Annotated in this window: 20 protein-coding genes; 2 read left to right on the forward strand and 18 right to left on the reverse strand. The window is 25.2% G+C overall.

Annotation, left to right across the window (positions count from 1 at the left end):
• Positions 1–130: 130 nt before the first annotated feature.
• A complete protein-coding gene (locus tag B5D11_RS00005) occupies positions 131–2,428 on the reverse strand; it encodes an AAA family ATPase (protein WP_078680997.1) in 2,298 nt (765 codons plus the stop codon).
• A gap of 405 nt (positions 2,429–2,833) precedes the next feature.
• Here B5D11_RS00005 and B5D11_RS00010 point away from each other — a divergent pair, with 405 nt between their 5' ends.
• A complete protein-coding gene (locus B5D11_RS00010) occupies positions 2,834–3,238 on the forward strand; it encodes a hypothetical protein (RefSeq protein WP_078680998.1) in 405 nt (134 codons plus the stop codon).
• Positions 3,239–3,259: 21 nt separating this feature from the next.
• Here B5D11_RS00010 and B5D11_RS00015 read toward each other — a convergent pair whose 3' ends face one another.
• Positions 3,260–5,806: a calcium-translocating P-type ATPase, SERCA-type gene (locus B5D11_RS00015; RefSeq protein ID WP_078680999.1), complete on the reverse strand. Its 2,547-nt coding sequence runs from the start codon at positions 5,804–5,806 to the stop codon at positions 3,260–3,262.
• A gap of 224 nt (positions 5,807–6,030) precedes the next feature.
• Between B5D11_RS00015 and B5D11_RS00020 the strand changes: the two genes are divergently transcribed.
• Complete coding sequence (locus B5D11_RS00020; RefSeq protein WP_078681000.1) at positions 6,031–7,677, forward strand: putative manganese-dependent inorganic diphosphatase; 1,647 nt, start codon at positions 6,031–6,033, stop codon at positions 7,675–7,677.
• Between the two features lie 26 nt (positions 7,678–7,703).
• Here the strand turns inward: B5D11_RS00020 and B5D11_RS00025 are convergent, their stop codons facing one another.
• The 16 genes from B5D11_RS00025 to B5D11_RS00105 form a co-directional block, all read right to left on the reverse strand.
• A complete protein-coding gene (locus tag B5D11_RS00025; protein ID WP_078681001.1) occupies positions 7,704–8,468 on the reverse strand; it encodes a hypothetical protein in 765 nt (254 codons plus the stop codon).
• A gap of 20 nt (positions 8,469–8,488) precedes the next feature.
• On the reverse strand, positions 8,489–8,710 hold the full coding sequence (locus tag B5D11_RS00030; RefSeq protein ID WP_078681002.1) for a hypothetical protein: 222 nt from the start codon (positions 8,708–8,710) through the stop codon (positions 8,489–8,491).
• 126 nt (positions 8,711–8,836) lie between these two features.
• Complete coding sequence (locus tag B5D11_RS00035) at positions 8,837–9,664, reverse strand: flagellar hook-basal body complex protein (protein WP_078681003.1); 828 nt, start codon at positions 9,662–9,664, stop codon at positions 8,837–8,839.
• A 19-nt stretch (positions 9,665–9,683) separates the two neighbouring features.
• The gene (locus B5D11_RS00040) at positions 9,684–10,466 is read right to left on the reverse strand and encodes a flagellar hook-basal body complex protein (RefSeq protein ID WP_078681004.1); all 783 of its coding nucleotides are present in this window, start codon (positions 10,464–10,466) and stop codon (positions 9,684–9,686) included.
• Positions 10,467–10,659: 193 nt separating this feature from the next.
• Positions 10,660–11,148 (reverse strand): hypothetical protein, encoded by a 489-nt coding sequence (locus B5D11_RS00050; protein ID WP_078681005.1) that lies wholly within the window; start codon positions 11,146–11,148, stop codon positions 10,660–10,662.
• 16 nt (positions 11,149–11,164) lie between these two features.
• Positions 11,165–11,890 (reverse strand): FliA/WhiG family RNA polymerase sigma factor, encoded by a 726-nt coding sequence (locus B5D11_RS00055; protein WP_078681006.1) that lies wholly within the window; start codon positions 11,888–11,890, stop codon positions 11,165–11,167.
• Positions 11,891–11,932: 42 nt separating this feature from the next.
• On the reverse strand, positions 11,933–12,592 hold the full coding sequence (locus tag B5D11_RS00060) for a flagellar brake protein (RefSeq protein WP_078681007.1): 660 nt from the start codon (positions 12,590–12,592) through the stop codon (positions 11,933–11,935).
• 14 nt (positions 12,593–12,606) lie between these two features.
• Positions 12,607–13,461, reverse strand: a complete 855-nt coding sequence (locus B5D11_RS00065; RefSeq protein ID WP_078681008.1) for a MinD/ParA family protein — start codon at positions 13,459–13,461, stop codon at positions 12,607–12,609.
• A complete protein-coding gene (gene flhF / locus B5D11_RS00070; RefSeq protein ID WP_078681009.1) occupies positions 13,455–14,603 on the reverse strand; it encodes a flagellar biosynthesis protein FlhF in 1,149 nt (382 codons plus the stop codon). The genes B5D11_RS00065 and flhF overlap by 7 nt, the downstream gene beginning before the upstream one ends.
• Complete coding sequence (gene flhA / locus B5D11_RS00075) at positions 14,604–16,631, reverse strand: flagellar biosynthesis protein FlhA (protein ID WP_078681351.1); 2,028 nt, start codon at positions 16,629–16,631, stop codon at positions 14,604–14,606.
• Positions 16,632–16,696: 65 nt separating this feature from the next.
• Entirely contained in the window at positions 16,697–18,526 is a 1,830-nt protein-coding gene (locus tag B5D11_RS00080; RefSeq protein ID WP_078681010.1) for a fused FliR family export protein/FlhB family type III secretion system protein, read from the reverse strand.
• An 11-nt stretch (positions 18,527–18,537) separates the two neighbouring features.
• Positions 18,538–18,807, reverse strand: coding sequence for a flagellar biosynthesis protein FliQ (fliQ, locus tag B5D11_RS00085; protein WP_078681011.1), 270 nt, complete (start codon positions 18,805–18,807; stop codon positions 18,538–18,540).
• 35 nt (positions 18,808–18,842) lie between these two features.
• Positions 18,843–19,607, reverse strand: a complete 765-nt coding sequence (fliP, locus tag B5D11_RS00090) for a flagellar type III secretion system pore protein FliP (protein WP_078681012.1) — start codon at positions 19,605–19,607, stop codon at positions 18,843–18,845.
• 3 nt (positions 19,608–19,610) lie between these two features.
• Entirely contained in the window at positions 19,611–19,961 is a 351-nt protein-coding gene (gene fliO / locus B5D11_RS00095) for a flagellar biosynthetic protein FliO (protein ID WP_127836361.1), read from the reverse strand.
• Between the two features lie 11 nt (positions 19,962–19,972).
• Positions 19,973–20,473, reverse strand: coding sequence for a flagellar basal body-associated FliL family protein (locus B5D11_RS00100; RefSeq protein WP_078681013.1), 501 nt, complete (start codon positions 20,471–20,473; stop codon positions 19,973–19,975).
• A gap of 34 nt (positions 20,474–20,507) precedes the next feature.
• On the reverse strand, positions 20,508–20,699 hold the full coding sequence (locus B5D11_RS00105; protein ID WP_078681014.1) for a flagellar FlbD family protein: 192 nt from the start codon (positions 20,697–20,699) through the stop codon (positions 20,508–20,510).
• Between the last annotated feature and the right edge of the window lie 57 nt (positions 20,700–20,756).

Here is a 20,756-nt window from a genome sequence, read left to right on the forward strand (position 1 = left end):
AGATTATTGACTTTAAATTACATTATTTTACAAATAATTTATCCTTAAATTACTTGTCGAAAGAAAGAGAATACACAAAATTATTTACACGGTCATTTTATACAAAACTAATTACGATCCCTCAATTTGCTTATTTTTTATTAGATGATAAAAATTTTTTTATTTCTTTTAAAATACTGTTAAAAACTTCATTTATAGAAATTTTTTCATTACACATTAATACTTCTATGCCTTCTTCTATATTTTTCATGGTATATATATGGAAATTACCTTTTTTAATCTCATCTTCAACTTCCTTATTCAAAACAATATCATTTTTATTACTATAAGGTATTAATACTCCTTTACCAATAGTATTGTCTAATGTTTTACATATATTAAAAAATCCTTCTATTTTTTCATTTACTCCACCTATGGCCTGAACTTCTCCAAATTGATTAACAGAGCCTGTTACCGCAATATTTTGTTTTAAAGGTATTTTACTTAAAGCAGAAATCATACATAATATTTCTGCAACAGATGCACTATCTCCATCTATTTTGCCATAAATTTGTTCAAAACTTAAATGGAAATCTACAGGTAATTTTGTATATGGATTTATAAATTTGTTTATATATCCTTTTAAAATATTTATTGATTTACTATGAATACTTCCGCTCATATTGCTTTCCTTTTGTACATCTATAATATTCCCTTCTCCTTTATAACAAGAACATGTTATTTTAATAGGTTTCCCAAATTTAAAATATCCTGCATCTATAACAGAAAGTCCATTTATTTGTCCAATAATCTCTCCATTTACATTTATAAGAATTTTACCTTCTTTATAATTATCTAAAATTTCTTTTTCTGCTTCACATTTAAAATATGCAGATTCTATAATATCTTCAGCATCAATGTATTCTTTATCCTCATTTTTAACTTTATTACTTGAGAAAATAAGTAATTTATTTATTTCATCATCATCAAAAAAGATTTTATTTTTATTTTCTGCTTTCCTAGATAAAAATTTTGCTATTTCTGTAATACCTTTTTCTGTTATAGGTTTTAAATTATTTTTATTACAGAAACTATATATATTACTAACTAAAAACTTTTTTGTATTTTCATTAATATCAACTATAGGATTACATTCACATCTAATTTTGAATATTTTTTTAAAATCTTCATCATAATTATATAAAAAATCATAGGTTTCATAATCCCCTATTAAAATTATTTTTTCTTCAATGTTTATTGGTTCAGGCTTTAAATTATTAAGAGATAGTAATTCTAAATATCCCCTATTATAATCTAAATTTACTTTACCAGATAAAAGCGTCTTTTTTAAATAATAATATGCTTGTGGATTAGAAAGCAAACTATTTGTTCTTATAATTAAGCATCCTTCATTAGCTTTTAATATAGAACCAGCATTAATCAAAGATATATCTGTTGTATATACATTATTTTTATTTTCATATTCTATACTCCCTAATAGATTATTTACGCTAGGGTCTTCTTCAAATATTACTTGAGGATTTTCATTCATACTATTATCTACTAAAACATTTATTTCATATTTATTTATTATTTCATTAATTTTTGTTTCATCTTCTTCATAATCTATTGAGTAATTATAAACAATATTATTTTCAATTTCAGTATATATAAATTCTAAAAATTTTAATGCATCCTTACATTCTGCAAATTCCTTATAATATGTTTCTCTACTTTCTTTTAAATTAGAATCAAAATGTTTTTTAAAAATTTTTTTTATTTTTTCTATTTCATCATCTTCAATTTTTTTTAATTCCTCTAATATTTCTTCTGCATCTTGTTTTAATTCATTAACTTTATTTAAAATTTCTTCTTTTTTTTCTTTACTTAAATTTTCATATTCTTTTTCTGTTATAGTTTTCCCATCTTTTAATGGTACAAACATAAATCCTTCTTGAGTAATTTTTGTTTCAAATTCATAATTAAGAGCTTTTTCTTCTAATTTATTTATTATTTCATTCCTTCTTTTTTGAATATTATCTATTAATGCTTCTTTTTCTTTATTTGCAGTGCTGTTATAAAAATTAAAAGTACTTTCATAAAAATCAATTTGTAAATTTTCTAAAGTTTTTTTTAATTTATTACCATTACCTTTTGGTAAAAATAAAACTTTTGGATTTTTAGGATCATCATATATTACATAACAAATATCATTTAATATATTCTTTTTTTTCAATATTTTACTTATAAAATTTTTTATATTTTCAATTTTATTTTTAGAAAAATCATCTATTATATAAATATTGTATCCATCTTCTTTAATTTCTAAAGAAGTACTTATGCTTTTATATATGTTGTCATATCCTGGAATATATTCGTTTTTTTCTTCTATAATGTCTTTATTAAAACTAAATTCATAAATTATATCTTTGGGCAAAAGTTCAGACATATTTTGTTCCTCCCTCAAAATATCTAGATACTAATGTATAAAATTTAAAATACATATTACTATATTAATATTCTAATATTTTAATTTTAGGAACATTTTTTAAAATAAAAATATGTTTTTTACATAACTTTCCTTATCTATTCTATTGTAATAATTCTTAAACAGTTTATATCATAAGTATACTGATATTGAAAATTTCAATTGGATATCTTAATAAAATCTTATTAAGCTTATTTATTTTTTATTACTTACTAATTTTTATATTATTATAACATTAGTGAATAAATAAAATATTTTGTACATATTTTAAAACTATTTATACTATGCTATAATATACATAAAAAACGCCATTATAAAATAATAATTTATATAAAAAATAAATCTATTTGAAAAGGAGTTATACATATGAGTGTTAAAGAAAAATTTGCAAAATACTATACTGAATCTTATTTAAAAAGGTATGGAGATAGACTTACTCAAATTCAAGGTAATGTAATATCAGTAAAAGTAGAAGAAAAAACCATTTTGTGGTTATTCCATAAATTAAAAGTAAATCTTATATTAAAACCTGATAGAAGTAAAGCAGTTATTAGATGTGTATACAAAAAAAACAAATGGTTTAAAAAACCAACATTTATTACAATAAATCAAGGTAATTTATTGTTAATTCAAGGCCTTAAAGGGAAAAAAGGTAAAGACGATAGAGAAGTTATAACAATTATGAATGTAAGAAATTTAACCACGAAAAAAGATTTAATTCCTATGGAAGGGAAAATTCAAAAAGTTCAAAAAGTTCAACGAATTAAATAAGAAATAGGAAGTATATACTTCCTATTTCTTATTTAAAAATAAATATATACTATTTATAAGCGCAATTATACCTGAGAAAAATATTATTATCATCCATTGTCCAAAATTTAATTCTACAGTTTTAAATATTCCTTGAAGAAATGGTATGTATATTACACAACATAACATTATTATAGATACTAAAACAGCACCAATTAAATATGGATTTGTAAAAAAATTAATTTCGAATATAGAATGTTTTTCTGATCTGCATTCAAATACATGAATAAGCTGAGAAAGTATCAATGTACCAAATGCTAAAGTCCTGCAAGTATTAAGATCCATTCCATAATATTTACCAGATAAAAAAGCTAATACAGTACAAATACCTATAAGGCTTCCTCTAAGTAAGATTTTTTCTTTTAGTCCTCTTGCAAAAATATTTTCATTTTTAGGTCTAGGTTTTTGATACATTATATCATTATCTGGAGGATCTACTCCAAGAGCCATTGCTGGCAATCCATCTGTAACTAAATTTACAAACAATATTTGAATTGGTAAAAGCGGAGTATCTAAATATAACAACGAAGATAAAAACATAGTTAAAACTTCACCAAGATTGCAAGATAACAAATATCGTATAAATTTTCTTATATTATCATATATAACTCTGCCTTCTTCTATAGCAGCTACTATAGTAGCAAAATTATCATCTAAAAGTATCATAGATGATGCTTCTTTAGTAACATCTGTACCTGAAATACCCATAGATATACCTATGTCAGCTTCTTTAACCGCAGGAGCATCATTCACACCATCACCAGTCATTGCTACTATGTAATTTTTTTTCTTAAAAGCTCTAACTATTCTTAATTTATGGTTAGGACTTACACGAGCAAAAATGTTTATTTTAGAAATCCTATTTGAAAGTTCTTTATCACTTAACTTGTCTAATTCTTCTCCTGTAATTACTTCTGATGATTCTTTACATATGTCCAATTCTTTTCCAATTGCAAAAGCAGTGTTTTTATGATCTCCAGTAATCATTACAGGGCGTATACCAGCTATTTTGCATTTTAATACAGCATCTTTAACTTCTTTTCTTGGTGGATCTATTATTCCAGCAACTCCTAAAAATATTAAATCATTTTCTAATGAATTGTCTTTTTTTATTCCAGAATCTTTATAAGCAGCAGCTATACATCTTAAAGCCTTAGATGACATTGTTTCTATAGCTGCATTAACTTTATCTTTATAATATGACGTTAAAAGTTTTACTTCACCATCAATAAGTATAAATTTGCACTTTTTTAAAAGTTTTTCAGGTGCACCTTTTACATAACAATATTCTTTACCATTTTCTTTTATTACTACAGACATCATTTTTCTATCTGAATCAAAAGGTATGCTATAAGTTCTAACTCCTTTTGAAATAAAACTAACATAAGATTTTGTATCTTTAAAAAATGCTTTGATTAAAGCTGTTTCCGTAGGATCTCCCAATAAACTTTTTTGTATAGAATTTTCTTTTTCGTCAATATTACAATCATTACAATATGTAAAAGACTTTTTCAATAATATGTTATCTGGTATTTCATTTTTGTCTATATTATATAATTTATCATTAAAATAAAAAGCCTTTACTGTCATATTATTTTGAGTTAAAGTTCCTGTTTTATCACTACATATTATAGATGTACAGCCTAAAGTTTCAACAGCAGGAAGTTTCCTAACTAACGCTTTACGTTTTAACATTCTAGATACCCCTAAAGCTAATGCTACTGTTACAATAGCTGCTAATCCTTCTGGTATTGCCGCTACAGCAAGACTGACTCCTAAAAGAAACATTTCATATTTATTTTGTCCTCTCAATATTCCTACTATAGTTACAACTATACATATAACAATACAAAGTATAACCAAAACTTTACCAAGAGAATTTAATTTTTCTTTTAATGGAGATTTTTCTTCTTCAATATCTTGAAGCATACCTGCTATTTTTCCCATTTCAGTTTTCATTCCAGTTTGAGTAACTTTAGCTAAGGCCCTTCCTGTAAGTATTACCGTTCCCATATATAATGAATTTTCTTTATCTTTAGCACTTTTATTTACTCCGACTGATTCTCCAGTTAGTAAAGATTCATCTGCAACAACATTATTATCTTGAATTATTATACAATCTGCTGGTACTCTATCTCCACTTTCAAGAAGTACTAAATCACCAGGAACAATATATTCAGCGTTTATTACTTGAACTTTTCCATCTCGAAGTACTTTTGAAGTTGGAGCTGCTAATTTTTTTAATGCCTCTAATGATTTTTCAGTTTTATATTCTTGAATAAACCCTAGAACAGCATTCATAACAATTATTATAAATATAGTAATTGCATCCGCTTTTTCATTCATCATAAATGAAATAACAGTAGCGGCTATAAGAACCCAAACTATAAAATCATTAAACTGCGACAAAAATATCTTAATTGGCGAAATTTTCTTTTTACTTTCAAGCTGATTTAGTCCATAAGTTTTTAATCTTTTTTCTGCATCATTTTGAGTAAGCCCTTTTAGTCTAGCTTCATTATTTATCATAACTCATAATAACCTCCCCATAAAACTAATAATTTTATTTAAATGCCTTTTCATATCTTGTACATTAGTAATATATGAGTATATTTTAAAAGTTATGAAATTTTTTATACTTATAATTAAATTTAAATGTGAATAAGTTTACATTGTTAATACCTATTTACAAACTAAATAAATACATTTAAAATTAAAATACCGAACTAATATAATATAAAGGAGAACTGCATATGAATGATATTTTATATATAACTGGTCATAAAAATCCTGACACAGATTCTATATGTGCTGCTATAGCTTATGCAGAATTTAAAAATAAAACCAGTAATTTAAAAGCCATTCCTGTAAGACTCGGAGATATAAATAGAGAAACCGAATTTGTACTTAACTATTTCAAAGTTGATGTTCCTAAATTAATAGAAACAGTAAAAGTTCAAGTTTCAGACTTACATATAGACACTGTAGCTCCAGTGTCTCCTGACATTTCTTTAAAAATGGCCTGGAATATTATGAAAAAAAATAATAGTAAAACTTTACCTGTAGTTGATGAAAATGATTGTTTAATAGGAGTTACCACTATTTCAAATCTATTTTCAAGTTTTATGGATATTTGGGATAATGATATATTAGCAAAAAGCAATACAAAACTTGAAAATATAGTTGATACTCTTTCAGCCAAATATATATACGTACATGATGAAAATTTAAAGCTTGAGGGGAAAATTGTTACTGCAGCTATGAATCCTGAAAGTACAAAATCTATAATAGAAAAAGGAGATATTGCAATATGCGGTGATAGAGAAGATACTCAATTAGTAGTAATAAATAGTGGAGCTTCTCTTATGATTGTTACTGGTAATCATAATGTAAGTGAAGAAATAATAGAAGAAGCTAAAAAATGTTCTTGTTCTATAATTTCTACTCCTTATGATTCCTTTACTGCATCAAGGCTTATAACTCAAAGTATTCCAATAAGTTATGTAATGACTAAAGATAATATTATAAGTTTTTGTACAGAAGATTTTGTTGATGATATAAAAGACGTTATGCTTGAAACTAGGTATAGAAGTTATCCCGTAGTAGATAAAGATAATAAAGTTTTAGGTACAGTTTCTAGATATCATTTAATAAAACAAAATAGGAAAAAAGTAATACTTGTAGATCATAATGAAAAAACTCAGTCAGTTCATGGACTTGAAGATGCAGAAATTTTAGAAATAATAGATCATCATAGAATTGCTGATATCCAAACTGGTAATCCAATATATTTCAGGAATGAACCTGTTGGCAGTACATCAACTATAGTTGCATCAATTTTTTTCGAAAACGGAATTAAACCTTCCAAAAAAATTGCAGGACTTCTTTGTTCTGCTATAATATCCGATACTTTGCTATTTAAATCACCAACTTCTACAATCACAGATAAATTAATGTTAAAAAGACTTGCAGAAATAGCAAATATTGATGATATTGAAAATTTTGCAAAAGAAATGTTTAAAGCTGGAACTTCTTTAAATAATAAAACTGTAGATGAAATATTTCATCAAGATTTTAAGACTTTTACATTTAACAATGTTAAAATAGGAGTATCTCAAATAGGAACTATGGATTTAGAAGGTTTCTCTAAAATGAAAACTGATATGTTGTCTTTCATGGAAAAGAAAGCTGAAGAAAGTAACTTTAATCTTTTAGTATTTATGCTTACAGATATACTAAAAGGAGGTTCAGAACTTTTCTTTGTTGGAAAAGATAAAGAATTAATATCACGAGCTTTTAACGTAAAACCATCAGGTCAAAGCATATATTTACCAGGGATACTCTCAAGAAAAAAACAAGTTATACCTCCTATAACTGCGGCTATAACTTCTTTAAAATAAATAAGAAGTGGACTTCCACTTCTTATTTATTTCCTTATTAAATAAAAAAATATAATATAAAATATTAAGCATATACCATATGCAATACTTAAATAATCTTTTACACAAATATCATCAATTTTTTTTGTATATTTTCCGTAGCTTTTTAAATAATCAGTATTTTTAAAATTATAAAGAAAATAAAAATTTACAGATTCAATATAAGCTCCTAATATATCAACATTTAAAAGAGGTCTTAGAAATGTATTTATTATATAATCACCTTTAAAATCTATTTGAGATTTTTTATTTCTACAAAAATAAACTATATAAAGAAAAATTTCTGTTATAATCGATGGAATTATAGTTAAAGCTATAAATGTTACTTTTATTAAGTTTAAATCTTCATTTACAAAACTTATATTATAAAGAAGCATGTACAAAATTCCAAACACATTTCCAAAAACAATAATAAGCATAAGTGGAGCAATAAAACCACAAACTACAGCTCTAGATATAGTTGAAATTGATTCATAAAATTTTACTTTTTCTCTTTGGCTTAAATTTTTCTTTTCAGTGTTACTTATATCTATTACTAAAAACGAAGTAATTGCATTGCTCAATTCTAAATGTTTAATTGTATGCATTAAAAAAACTATTAACATAATTAAAAAAATATAAATAATCTGTAGAATATATTTATTAGATGTAATCTTTTTAAGCATATTATCAAATTTATAGAACAAATATTGTCTATCAATTTTCCACATTACTATACTGGCTAAGCAACCAACAATATAACCTATCCCCATTTCTTTAGCTCCTTTAATTTTTAATCTTTTATTTCTTCAATTGCTACATTTTTAATACTCATATAGAAACTATTAGTATTTTGCAATAAGTTTATATAGTGGTTATTATATCTAGGAATAGTATTTTTATAAATATAATTATTACGTGGTAAATACATAGCATTTAAGTTTATAAATTTATAAAACATTGGACAAATCATAGCTGGACAAGGATATTTTATATTTTCACAAATTGACTTCATATATATCTACACCCCTTAAAGATATTATATCAGTACTAATATATGAATATTGCACTTATACTTATGAATAAATAAAAAAATAAATATGCAGTAGCATAAAATTAATACGCTACTGCATATATTTATCTATCTACTTCTTAAATTATTAGCCATTCCCCACATCTCATCAGCAGTTTTCATAGCCTTTGAGCTAAGTTCAAATGCCCTTTGAGCAACTATCATATCTGTCATTTCCTTTGATAAATCAACATTAGATAGTTCAATCATACCTTGCATTATATTAGAATCTTCAACTAAATATGGCACTTCAACAGGGACTTCTAATCCATTAATATTTTCTGTATTTACAATAAATAAATTATCTCCAATGGATTTTAATGAATTATCTCCATTTACATTATATACATTAAGTTTCCCAACTAAAATCATAGAGTTATTATCACTTTTATATACATTACCTTTATAATCTATTTTTAAATTTTCACTAGTAAATTTTCTATCTTTATCGGGAATATTTTTATTAAATATTATATTAATTTTATTGCCGTTTTTATCAGTCAAATTACCTTCACTATCTATGTTAAAACTTCCTCCTCTTGTATATGCTTTTTTATAGTTTCCATTATCATCTTTTACTGGAAGGATTACTTCAAAATATCCTTCACCATCTATGGCTAAATCAGTAGTTACAGAAGTTTCAGTTAAATTTCCCTGTTTATCATCTCTAAGCCATTCACTTGTTTTTACTCCAGTCCCATTATAAGAACTTGTACTATTTTTTTCATTAACAGGATATCCTTTTCTATTTAGAGTTTCGTATACTAAATCTTTAAAATTTACGTCTACACGTTTATATCCTTCTGTATTTATATTAGCTATATTATTTGAAATACTATCAATTTTTTCTTGTTGAGCTGCCATTGCACTTTTACTGCTCCATAATATTCTAAGCACTTTTTTTCACCTCTTAATATTATCTTACCGTACCAACTTCATTTACAGTCTTGCCCAAAGTTTCATCTATAGATTGAATAATTTTTTGATTAGATTCAAAAGTCCTCATAACTGTAAGCATATTTACCATTTCATCAATAACATTAACATTAGATTTTTCAAGAGAATTTTGTTTAATAGTTATATTTTTATTATTTATTGGATTTTGCCCCAAATATAAATTATCCCCTATTTTTTTTAGCTCGTTGTAATTTTGAAAATCAACTACATTAAATTTATATCTTTTATTTCCAATTTCAAAAGTTCCATCACTTTGCAATTTTATTTTTTCATTTCCAACTTGTATTGGCATAGGATTACTAATAGTTGTTCCATTATTATCAACATTAACACCTAAAATATTTTGACCATTATCATTTACAAGATACCCTTGAGAATTAACATGAAAATGACCATCTCTTGTATAAAATATATTATTTTTATCTGATACAGTAAAAAATCCCCTGCCTTCTATTGAAAAATCGCTCCACTTATCAGTATCTTCAATAGTTCCTTGTGTATAGTTTGTTTGTATCCCATCAATTTTGCTTCCTTGACTTAAAGAACCTATTATATTTTGTTGATTTTTGCCATTCACAATTTTATCATAATTTTCTATTAATACATCATCAAACTTTTTTACTAATAAATTATCACTCTTAAATCCAACAGTATTAACATTAGCCAAATTATTAGTTATAACATTCTGTTTAGCTTCTTGTGTAATAAGACCAGAAACAGAAGTATATAAAGCTCTTATCATTTTGTTTCCTCCTTTTTTATAACTTTAAATTCACTTGGATAATCCATACCCAAAGATCTTGCCCTTCTTTCTATTTCATCATTGCTTATATTATTATTAAATTTATAAGTACTTAAAATAATGGTTGTTAGAACAATTCCTATACCTATTCCTAATAATATTTTTCTATCACTAAGAAAATCTATTAATTTTTTTACTTTAAGTATAAATCTCTTACTAATAATATTTCACCCTTTCCTACGCCTAATTTATCACCAATTTCTTCAACTGAATATCCTTTCATTAAAAGGTCACTAATTTCATCTATTTTTATGCTGTTTTTATCGCTTTTATTTATTTTAGTATTTTTTTTAAAATCAATGTTTGTTTTTTCTTCATGTTCTATTTTCTTATTTATTGATATTTCTTGTAACGATTCTTCATCTTTTAAATTGCCATTATTTAACTCAATAATAGTATATAATTTATCTATATCTTTTTTTATATCTACAATTTCTTTTTGAAGTTCTAATATAGTTTCTGAAAATTCCTGCCTTATTTTACCTAATTTAATTTCTACATCTTCCATATTTTCTTCTGTATTATGGAAAATATTATAAAAAGATTTTTCTTCTTTTTTTATTGCTTTTAAATTTAATAATATTAATAAACATCCTATTATAATAAGAATAAATATAAGCATTTAATTCACTCCAAGGCTAAGTATATTTTAATTTTTTCAATTCTTTTCTAAGATTAATAATTGCTCTGCTATGAAGCTGACAGACTCTAGATTCAGACACTTCAAGAACTTTCCCTATTTCTTTTAATGTAAGATTTTCATAATAATACAATGATAATACAATTTTATCTTTTTCTTTTAAATTTTCTAAAGCTCTTTCCAAATATTCTTTTTTTTCTTTTTCTTCTGTTAATTTTTCTGGATTTGGACTTTTTTCATCTTCTATAATTCCTATTAACTGAATATCATCATCATCAGAAAATATTAAATCTTCTAAAGATATGACAGATATATAATTAATATAATTTTCAATTTCAAAAACTTCTTTTATAGGTATTTTAAGTTCTTTAGCTATTTCTTCATAAGTAGGTTCTCTTAAAAATTTTTTTTGTAATTTTTCTAATGTTTCATTAAATAAAGTAAGCTTATCCATTGCACCTTTTGATATAGGGCTATTTTTTCTTAATTCGTCAATCATAGCTCCTTTTATTCTTATAGATGCATAAGTAGAAAATTTCATCCCTTTACTTTTATCAAATTTATTAATGGCATCCATAAGTCCAACCATTCCACAACTTACTAGTTCTTCATATTCTATATATTTACTCTTACCTATTATAACTCTTGAAGCTATATATTTAACAAGTGGAATATATTTTAAAACCATTTGTTCTTTTATATCTGGAAGTTTTGCTAAAGCCATTATAAATCTCCCCCTAATTTTAAGCCATAAGACTTAAAATTTCTAACTCTTTTTTATTTGTTCTCTCATTATTTCAAATATAAATTTTATAATTTTTTCTCTTAATCTATTTTCTAAATTTATAAAATTAACACCACAAATATTTAATCTACTTTTCCCGTCCTTTTCTACTCTAACTATTTCTCCTTCCACTTTTATTTCTTCTCCTTTTATAGGTATATACGCTATTATTATATCTCCAATTTTTATATCTTCTTTAACTTTTAATTTCATTCCTCCACCACTTAAATCTATCATTGTTGCTTTAAAAGATTCATCATCTTTCGTTAAATTTTTTATCAGTTTAGCTTCATTATTTCTTTTGTTTAATTTTGAATACAAAATAGAATAAAGTACAGGTACTCTTACAAATTTTCTTCTTTGGATTCTAAAAATTTCTGATGGATAGTTTATTAATATAATAGGTATATTATCTATTTTTCTGTCTATAACATATGTATAAAATTTATATATATTATTTTCATAATAATATATACATTCGAGTTTGTCCCCTTTTCTAAAAGGAATATAATTTTCTCCTTTTCTAGGTATATTTATAGAAATAAATTTATCTTGCACATCTTCAATGTTACTTTTATAATAATTATCATCATAAACTATTTCAATTTTATTATTTATTTGAAATTTTAAATCATAACCCATATTGAATCCCCTTTTTAGCCAAAAATACTAAAGATCTTTTTAAATAAAACCTGAATACCATTTTTCGTTTCATATTCTTCATTCCCAATAAGTTTTTTAGCAATTTTATTTACGTCTATAGATGCATCACAATTAGGGAATTTTATACAAAAAGGTTCTTGGTTTCTTACTGCCTGAAGTAATTTTTTGTCTTCAGATATACTTCCTAAATATTCTAATTTTATTTTAAGAAAATTAGAAACAGCATTATTAAATCTATTATAAGTAAATATTGCTTCCTTTTCATCAATTACTCTATTTACAACAACCTTAGCTTTATTTTTCAATTTAAAATGATTAATAGCTTTAAGAAGACTATAAGCATCTGTAAGTGATGTAGGTTCTGGTGTAGTTAACACTATAAGTTCTTCACAACATGCTACGAAACCTAATACATTTCTATTTATTCCAGCTCCAGTATCCATTATTATATAATCAAAATTGTTTAAATTTTCTAATTTATTTATAAAATTTTCTCTTTGTTCATTACTTAATTCTTCTACTTTTGTTATTCCAGACCCTCCTGAAAGAAGCTTTACTCCATAAGGTCCTGTAACTACAGTATCTTCAATACTTTTATTATTAAAAATTACATCAAACACATTAAATTTAGGTAAAAAGCCCATGAGTACATCATCATTTCCCATACCTACATCAGCATCAAATATTAAAACACTTTTTCCCATCTGCTGCAGAATTATAGATAAATTTACAACAAAATTACTTTTGCCAACTCCCCCTTTACCTGATGTTACAGTTATAATTCTTGCCTTATTTTTTACCACATTACCAGCAGCCAACTGCCTCAATCTTTGAGCTTGGTCTAACATATACTATCCTCTCCTAGTATAAGACTTGAAATTTCTGATGCCGAAATATTTTTTATATCTTCTGGTACATTTTGACCTGTAGTTATAAAACTTAATGGTTTTTTTGCAGAATATAAAATATTTAATATTGAACCATAGGTAGAAGTTTCATCTAACTTAGTTATTATTATATTATTATATCCTAATACACTGTATCCTTGAACTATAGAATCTATATCTTTATTTTTAGTAGTACAACTTAATACTAAATGAATATTGTCTGTTTTTATTTTTTCAACAAATGCCCTTAATTCAGAAATCTGCATTATATTTTTACTGCTTCTCCCAGTAGTATCAATTAATATAACATCACAATCTTTCATTGATTCTAAAGCAGTTTCTATTTGATTTAGGGTAAATATAACCTTAAAAGGTATGTTCATAATATCAGCATAAGTTTTTAGTTGTTCAACTGCTCCAATTCTATAAGTATCTATAGTTATTAATCCTACTCTTTTTTTATCTATTAATGAAAATTTGCCTGCAAGTTTTGCTATAGTAGTAGTCTTTCCAACTCCTGTAGGACCAACTAAAACTATAGGCCCCTTCATCTCAGCTTTGGATATAGATATCATTTTTTCAATAGCTATTTTCACTTTTTTTGTTTCTTCTATATCTTCATCAATTTTTTTAACCTCATTTAAAATATTTTCTATGACTTTATCATTTATATCATTATCTTCAAGCTTATTTTGTATTTCAGATTTTATTTTATTGTTTTCAATATCTTTTTTATTCATCATATCTGAAATTAAATTTTTTATATCATGCATTTCTTTTATAATTTCTAAGTTATTATCATTGTTTTTTACAATTTTTTCTTTAGCTAATGGTTTTGGAGTATTTCCATTATCATGTAAAAATAGTTCTTCCTTTTCTATAGCTTTTTTAAATTTATCTATACTATAAATAATATTATCATTATCTTTTTTCGTATTATCAGCTGCTGCAGTTACCTCAATTACTTTTTTCCCAAAAAATCCTTTAATTCCTTGTTTCCTAATTTTTCTTTGGCTAATAATAACAGCATCTTTCCCAAGTTCATAACGAATACGTGTCATAGCCTCATTCATACTATTTACTATATATTTTTTTATAATCATTTATATGGTCACAACTCCTTCAGTTCTTATCTCAATATCATTTGGTATTTCATTTAAAGATAATACAGTTATGTTTGGAAATACCATCTCAATAAGCCTTCTAAAAGCAGGTCTAATCTTGGGAGATACTAATATAACAGGTTGATTATCATAAAAATATACACTTTCTAATGTATTTTTTATAGCACCTAATATTTTACCTGTAGTGTCAGGATCTATAGCAGGAAATGATCCATGTATAGATTTTTGTATATTATTTGCAATTTTATCTTCAATATCTGGAGATACTGTAACTACCGTTATAGCTCCATTTTCATCTATTAAAGGAGCACATATAGTTCTTCCAATAGCAAATCTTACATACTCAGTTAAAAGTTCAATATCTTTTGTAATTCTAGAATTGTCTGCAAGTGTTTCCAGTATAGTTACCATATCTTTTATAGGTACCTTTTCTTTTAATAAATTTTGTAGTACCTTTTGAACTTCTCCAATTGTCATTAAATCTGGTATAAGTTCTTCAACAACAGCATTATATTTTTCTTTAACTGCATCTATTATAAGTTTGACTTCTTGGCGTCCTAAAAGTTCATGAGAATGTAATTTGATAGTTTCAGTTAAATGAGTAATCATTACAGTAGTAGGATCAACTACTGTTAATCCTTTAATTTCTGCTTCTTCTCTTTGATCTTTGTTTATCCATATAGCAGGAAGTCCAAAAGAAGGTTCAATTGTTTTTATACCTTGTATATCAAAGTCACCATTAGTAGGATCCATACATAAAAGCATATTAGGCATAATTTCTCCTTTTGCAGTAACAGTACCTCTAATTTTTATCACATATTCATTTGACTTTAATTGAAGATTATCTCTAATTCTAATAGGCTGTACTATAATTCCCATCTCAATAGCACACTGTCTTCTTACTGATGCTATTCTCTCTAGCAAATCACCACCAGAATTTTCATCTGCTAAAGGTATAAGAGCATATCCTATTTCTATTTCCATAGGTTCAACAGTAATTAAAGACATTACATTTTCTGGCTCTTTTCTTTCTGTTTCCTCAATTTGAGATTGTTCTTTTTCCATTTTGGAAATAATTTCATTTTTTTCATCTTTATATAAAAAATAAGCACTAATACCAGCACAAGCAGCAACTACTAAAAATACAAAATGAGGAAATCCAGGTATTATTGATAAAAATAAAAGAACAACTGCTGCAATAGCTATAACTTTAGGAAACCCTGTAAGCTGCTTAGTAATAGAATTCCCTAAATTAGAATCACTTCCTGATCGTGTTACAAGTATACCAGAAGCCGTAGATATTAAAAGTGCAGGTATTTGACTTACAAGACCATCACCAATAGTAAGCATTATATAAGTTTGAACAGCCTGTGTTATATCCATACCATTCATAACAACACCTATTACAATTCCTCCTAGTATATTAATAATAGTTATTATAATACCTGCTATTGCATCACCTTTTACAAATTTAGAAGCACCATCCATAGCTCCATAAAAATCTGCTTCCATTTGAAGTTTTTTTCTTCTTTCTCTAGCCTGCATTTCATCTATAAGTCCTGAATTTAAATCCGCATCAATACTCATTTGTTTCCCTGGCATAGCATCAAGAGTAAATCTTGCAGAAACTTCTGCAACTCTTCCAGATCCATTAGTTATAACCATAAATTGAATTATCATTATAATTAAATATATTATAATACCTATAGCATAATTTCCACTTACAACAAAGTTTCCAAAAGCTTCTATAATTTTACCTGCGTTAGCATCTCTTAATATTAACCTTGTTGAAGAAATATTAAGTGCAAGTCTAAAAAGTGTTGTTATTAAAAGCAGTGTAGGAAATGAAGAAAATTGAAGCACTTCAGTTGTAAACATTGTAAGCAGTATAATTACAACTGAGATTGTAATATTGCAAGCCAAAAGTATATCTAATATACCCGGAGGAAGAGGTATAATTATCATTAAAACTACACCTATAACTAAAAATGCTACAAATATGTCCATATTATTTTTTATATTAAATTTTGAATTGGTATATAACGCCAATATACTCACCCCTAATAGCTATATCACTTGTTTTTTTTCATTTTGTATACTAATGCTAAAACTTCTGCAACAGCTTGATACATATCTGCAGGTATTTCTGTATCTAATTCTACTTCAGAATATATAAGTCTTGCTAAAACTATATTTTCAATTATAGGTACATCATTTTCTTTTGCTATTTCTTTTATTTTTATAGCTATATTATCAGCACCTTTTGCTACAAGTTTTGGTGCATTGTCTTTACCATCTTCATATTTTAGTGCGCAAGCTATATGTGTTGGATTAGTGACTACTACTGTTGCATCAGGGACAGCCTGCATCATTCTTTTTGATGCCATTTCTCTTTGCTTTTGTCTTATCCTTGACTTAATTTGTGGATCTCCTTCTTGCTGCTTAAATTCTTCTTTTATCTCTTGCTTTGTCATCTTTAATTCTTTATTGTATTTAAACCTTTGATATAAATAATCAATAGCAGCAATAGCTATCATAATTATAGTAACTTTTAAAAAAATATTTATAACTAATTTCCCAAATAATTCAGCTATAGAAGCCATTCTTAAATAGCTTATATTAATTAAAGTTTCGTAATTATCTTTTATAAATGAATAACCTGTATAACATAATACTAAAACGATTATCAAATCTTTTATAGTTTCTATAAAAGTTCTAAAAGAAAACATCCTTTTAAATCCATTAATAGGATTTAATTTATTAAATTCAAATTTAATAGTATCTTTTGTAAAAATAAATCCTGATTGAATAAAATTTCCTAATATACCAAATAACATTATTGGAATAATTAAAGGCAAAAGTACTATAAAAATCCTCAAAATCACTATAAGTATTAAATTTCTTATATTATTATAATTTAAATCTTTAAGTATATAATCTGATAAAAAAGCTCTAAGAGTATTTTTTAAACTATTAGCAGCATACCCCCCTAAAATAGTCATTAATAAAGTACAAGCTATTAAAGTAAAAGCTAGATTAACTTCCTTACTTTTAGCAACCTGACCTTTTTTTCTTGCATCACTTTTTTTCTTAGGTGTTGCTTCTTCTGTCTTATCTTCTGAAGAAAATACCATAATTAAAGGTATTACTTGAAAAATTCCTTTTAAGAGTTTAAAGCCATCATCAAAAGAAGCTATCATAAATTTAAAAATCATAGGAAGAGAAAATGCTATAGCTGTAAGGCCAATAATTATTTTTATAGGAAGTCCTAAAATCATAAGATTTATTTGAGGTACAGCTCTTCCTATAAGTCCTAATACTATATCTGTTATAAGAACAATCAATACCACTGGTATTGCTATTTTCAAACCAATAGAAAAAAATTCAATAAATCCATTTATAATAACATTAATACTTTCACCTGATAATATAAATTTTCCTAAATTTATTGCATTAAAACTGTCTAATAATGTTCTAATAAGTATATGATGTCCATCTATTGCGAAAAATAATAAAATACTACACCAATACAAAACATGTTCAATAAGAGTAGCATTACTGCTTGTACTTGGATCATACATATTTATCATTGAAAATCCAATTTGCATATCTATAAACTGTCCTGCCATTCTAATACTAAAAAAACATAAATTTGTTATAAACCCTAAAGTTAATCCAGTTATAATTTCGTTTATTAAATATGAAATTAAAATATAATTGCTTGTAATATTAATATTTGAATAATCTACTCCAGGTATAAGCATATAAGATATAATAAGTGTAAATGCTATCTTTGCAATATTATGAAATCCTTTAGGAAAAAATATAGGCATTGATATAAAAAAAGCAAGCATTCTAAAAAATATTAGAATAAGTGCGGAAAAGTATGCTATATTTATCAATATTATCCCACCTATTGTGTTATATTTAATATATTTTCAAATATTCTTTGCGTAAAACTTACTAAAGTATGAAGCATCCAAGGTCCAGCTATTATTCCTATAACTGCAGCAGCTATTATTTTAGGAACAAAAGTAAGAGTTTGTTCCTGAATTTGAGTAGCTGCTTGAAATATGCTAATAATTAATCCAACAACAATAGATATTATAAGTATAGGTGCTGCTACCAAAATTCCAGTAGTTATAGCATCTTTTATTACAGCCATAATCATATTTTCAGTCATAAATTTGCCTCCTATAAAATACAAAATTGTTTTAATCAAGAAAATCCCATAATAAGAGTTTTAACAAGCAAATTCCAGCCGTCTACCATAACAAATAATAACAATTTAAAAGGAAGTGATACCATTACAGGAGGAAGCATCATCATACCCATAGATAAAAGTACAGAAGCAACTACAAGATCTATTATAAGGAAAGGTATATAAAGCATAAATCCTATACTAAAAGCGGTCTTTAATTCACTAATCATAAAAGCTGGTATAACAACATATAAAGGAACATTTTCTTTAGTAATTTCCCCTTTAATGTTAGAAACTTCAATAAATAATTTTAAATCATTCTGTCTTGTAGTCTTTAGCATAAATTCCCTTAAAGGTTTTGACCCTTCTTCTATTGCTTGCTCTTGAGTTATATTACCATCTAAATAAGGTTTTATTGCATTTTTATTTATAACATCAAATGTTGGTTTCATAATAAATATTGTTAAAAATATTGCTAATCCAATTAATACTTGATTAGGAGGTGATTGCTGCGTGCCAATTGCAGTCCTTAAAAAAGAAAATACTACTATAATTCTAACAAAACTAGTCATCATAATAATTATAGATGGGAGAAGCGTAAGTATAGTAAGTATAATAAGGAGTTTTATATTATCTACATATTCTTTAGGACTATCTGCTCCATCTACAGATATATTAACTTTAGGTACAGGTATATCTGCTGGTGCAGCATGAACCTTAATTTCTGCAAATACTATAAAAATAAATATCAAAACTATAAATCCAGCATACTTTTTTTTCATATATTAATCTTCCCTTTTTTTAAATACTTTTTTATAAAATTCTTTAAAATTAGCATATTGAGGAATTTTATTAGATGTTTCAATTTTTTTGATTTCTTCATAACTAAGTTCTAAAAGAGTTTCAACTTTACCCGTACAAGAAGTCAACACATAACCCTTTTCTCCAATTTTTACAATAATAATACTATTTTCTTTAGAAATAGGCACTTTTTCTAATATTTTTATATACCTTCCATTTTGAATATTTTGTAATTTATTGTTCCCAAATTTTATTGATAAATAAAATAGAAGTAAAATAAATGGTAAAAAAATTACGATTTTTAATATCATAATCCAAAAATTATAATCAATCATTTCTATCTCCTTTATTGAACTAAAATTTCATAAAAGTAGATATTATTAATTTTCCCATAATTAAAATACGGATTTATCTTATCTATAATTTCTTTTTTTAAAGCATCTACTTTATCTTTTGTTGTAATATCAATAGATTTTTTAGATCTTAATATAGTGTTTATTGTGTCACGAAGTATTGGAACTTTTTCTTCTAATTCTTTATCCATTTTCTTTTTATCATCTGTTTCATAACCTATAAATATTTTAGCTTTAAAAAATCTTTTACTATTATCATCTGCTAAATTTACTAAAAATTCATCTAAACTATAAGTATACGTAGAAGTTTCATTGCTTGATGATTGTTTACTTACAGTATTAATAGCTTGTGGATCTTTATTGGTATTTTGATTTAAACTTCCATTTTTAATAAATAAAAATCCTACAAAGCCTAATGCAAATATGATTATAACAAGCAAAATTATAATTATTATATTAAATCCTTTGTTACCTTTTGAATTTTTTTCAGCCATTTTTAAGTCTCCTTTATTAAATTGCTAAAATAATTTACGTGCCAAGCTTAAAAATTTTATTTTTATATTCTATAACTTTATTTATAATTTCTTCTGTACTTTCAAGAACAATATATTTATTTCCATTAATTAAAGTGATTAAACTTTCAGGCACATTTTCAATTTTTTCAATGTGTTCAGCATTTAATATAAAATTTTTATTATTTATTGAAGTAAGTTTTATCAAACTGAGCCCTCCTAAATATTTTATATAATTTAAAATATATATTACTAATATTGGCTA

It is taken from the genome of Clostridium sp. USBA 49 (assembly GCF_900167505.1).
Taxonomy (GTDB): domain Bacteria; phylum Bacillota; class Clostridia; order Clostridiales; family Clostridiaceae; genus Clostridium_AT; species Clostridium_AT prolinivorans.